Here is a 2,317-nt window from a genome sequence, read left to right on the forward strand (position 1 = left end):
AGGTTTAGAAATATTGATAAACCTTATTATCAATCCCTATATGTAAATTAATATTCCTGTAAATTTTGATTATTTAATCCCCTTTTAAGAATATGGAAACAGTATTTGAAATAATTGATAATAAAGAATACGGAAAATTTGAGATGGTTGTTGAGGGTAAAAAAGCTTTTGTGGATTATAAAACAGGACAGGATAAGATATTTTTAACTCATACAGAGGTTCCCAGAGAATTGGAAGGAAGAAGGCTAGGTTCAATGCTTGTAAGAGGGGTTTTGGAGAATATTGCGCAAACGAAGTATAAGATCTTTCCCCTTTGTCCTTTTGTAGCGGCTTACATGAAAAGACATCCTGAATGGAATAGTTATTTGGCTCCAGGCGTAAATATCTAAAATAGAATTTTTTTATTGGCCATTAAAAAAGGTATATATTAAGTTTTTCAGCCTTTTTATTTTGAAAGGGAATTTTTTTGGAGAATTATGGTTTAAAAAATTCTAATGAAGGAAGAAATGGAAAAAGTTTCAGTTTTTCTTAACCAAGAAGATTTTAAAGTTAACGCTTACCTGAGAAATCATCAACTCACAATTGATGAACCTATAGATAAAGGAGGCAAGGACAAGGGGCCAAGTCCTTTTGAATTACTTTGTGTTTCACTAGCCTCATGTACAGCAATTACTTTGAAAATGTACATTAACCTTAAAGAATGGGAAGTGGATTCTATTCGGGTTGAGGTTGAACATACAACAAATGCCTCAAATCAGTCAAATTCTTTCTATTCTACCATTTTTGTTGAGGGTAATTTGGACGACAAACAAAAAGGAAGACTCCTTGCAATCGCCAAAGTTTGTCCCGTTCATAAAACATTAAATAATCAAAATTCAATTAACACAAAAATATTATAATTATGGAGGTAAAAAAAGAATATACAAATGGTGAGGTAACAGTGGTGTGGCAACCCAAAAAATGTATTCACTCGGCTTTTTGTGCAAAGGGTTTGCCAGAAGTTTTTCAGCCTAAAGAAAAACCTTGGATAAAAATAGAAGCTGCTTCTACAGAACAACTGGTAAATCAAATTGAAGCTTGTCCTTCGGGAGCTTTGAGTTATTATATGAACAATTTAAAGGAGAAAAAAGAGTAGGTAAGTTTTGCGGGAAAAGGCAAGATTATTAACAGTGAGAAAAATAAAACCATTTGATGAAATTTATCTGTTATTAACTTAAAGGGCTACTTGAGTTATAGCCCTTTATCACCCTTAGATAGGGAAGATGATAGTAACAAAAAGGATTTCGGTCAAGAAATTATTCTTTTTCACGTGGAAAAATCTTTTTTTGTTGGTGGCGGCTGTGATTGCAGCCACCATAACTTGTAACTTTGTGGATGTGCAGATCTTCAAAGGCTTATCATTTCCAGCTGGATTTTTGGGAACGGCTCTTGCCTTTTTAATTGGTTTTAGAAATAATTCTGCTTATGCACGTTGGTGGGAGGCCAGAAAAATTTGGGGTAAACTAGTTAATGATAGTAGACTTTTTTCCTTAAGGGTATTAAGTCTTTTGTCTCTTAAATTCCAACCTAAGGGAACAGAGGGAAAACTGAAGGAATTCCAGAAAGAATTAATTTATCGTCACTGTGCATTTGTGTGGGCCTTGAATAAACATTTGCGAAAGCAAAATCCTTTTTTAGTAATTACTCCCTTTCTATCTGATAAGGAAATTGAATTGCTTCAAATAGAGAAAAATGTCCCCTATGCTATTCTTCGAAATCAAGCACTACGGATAAAGGATATCTATGAGGAAGGTTATACCGAGGATTTTCGACATATTCAGTTTGATCAACTAATTGGAAGTTTTACAGATATTCTGGGGAAATCTGAACGAATTAAAAATACAATTTTCCCCCGACAGTATGATTAGTATATGCAATATGCTCTATGGGTATTCTTAATGATTTTCCCTTTTGCTCTTTTTGGTTATTTGGGATTAGTGTCCATCCCATTTTCATTAGGAATTGGATATATTTATGTGATGTTAGAGTATGTGGGAAAACATATAGAACACCCCTTTGAGAATTTGGTGAATGACACTCCTTTAAATGCCTTATCAATAACCATTGAAACTAATCTTCGTCAGGATTTGGGAGAAGAGGATCTTCCGGAGCCCGAGGAGCTTATTGATGGGATTCTTTATTGATTTTATATTATGGGGCTGAATTTTTTCAAATTCCCTAAAATAAAAAAATCAGTTAATTTTGATTAATTACTTATTATTAAATAATCAATAAAAACTAACTGATTTTTATTTCCAAAATTGGCAATTATTCTCCT

3 protein-coding genes and 1 pseudogene are annotated in these 2,317 nt (G+C 33.0%); all 4 read left to right on the forward strand.

Features of this window, described 5'->3' with window-relative positions:
• Nucleotides 1-92: 92 nt before the first annotated feature.
• The 4 genes and pseudogenes from E1171_RS02570 to E1171_RS02585 all read left to right on the forward strand — a co-directional run bounded on the left by E1171_RS02570 (nucleotide 93) and on the right by E1171_RS02585 (nucleotide 2,183).
• Entirely contained in the window at nucleotides 93-389 is a 297-nt protein-coding gene (locus E1171_RS02570) for a GNAT family N-acetyltransferase (RefSeq protein WP_155203779.1), read from the forward strand.
• 105 nt (nucleotides 390-494) lie between these two features.
• On the forward strand, nucleotides 495-899 hold the full coding sequence (locus E1171_RS02575; protein WP_155203781.1) for an OsmC family protein: 405 nt from the start codon (nucleotides 495-497) through the stop codon (nucleotides 897-899).
• 2 nt (nucleotides 900-901) lie between these two features.
• The gene (locus tag E1171_RS02580; protein ID WP_155203783.1) at nucleotides 902-1,135 is read left to right on the forward strand and encodes a (4Fe-4S)-binding protein; all 234 of its coding nucleotides are present in this window, start codon (nucleotides 902-904) and stop codon (nucleotides 1,133-1,135) included.
• 127 nt (nucleotides 1,136-1,262) lie between these two features.
• A pseudogene (locus E1171_RS02585) lies at nucleotides 1,263-2,183 on the forward strand (bestrophin family protein).
• Nucleotides 2,184-2,317: the final 134 nt, after the last annotated feature.

The sequence above is a fragment of the Xanthovirga aplysinae genome (genome assembly GCF_009711365.1).
GTDB classification, from domain to species: domain Bacteria; phylum Bacteroidota; class Bacteroidia; order Cytophagales; family Cyclobacteriaceae; genus Xanthovirga; species Xanthovirga aplysinae.

Excerpts from the sequence above, each read along its gene's own strand:
- E1171_RS02570 (WP_155203779.1), top strand. The coding sequence starts at position 93 with ATGGAAACAGTATTTGAAATAATTGATAATAAAGAATACGGAAAATTT.
- E1171_RS02575 (WP_155203781.1), top strand. The coding sequence starts at position 495 with ATGAAGGAAGAAATGGAAAAAGTTTCAGTTTTTCTTAACCAAGAAGAT.
- E1171_RS02580 (WP_155203783.1), top strand. The coding sequence starts at position 902 with ATGGAGGTAAAAAAAGAATATACAAATGGTGAGGTAACAGTGGTGTGG.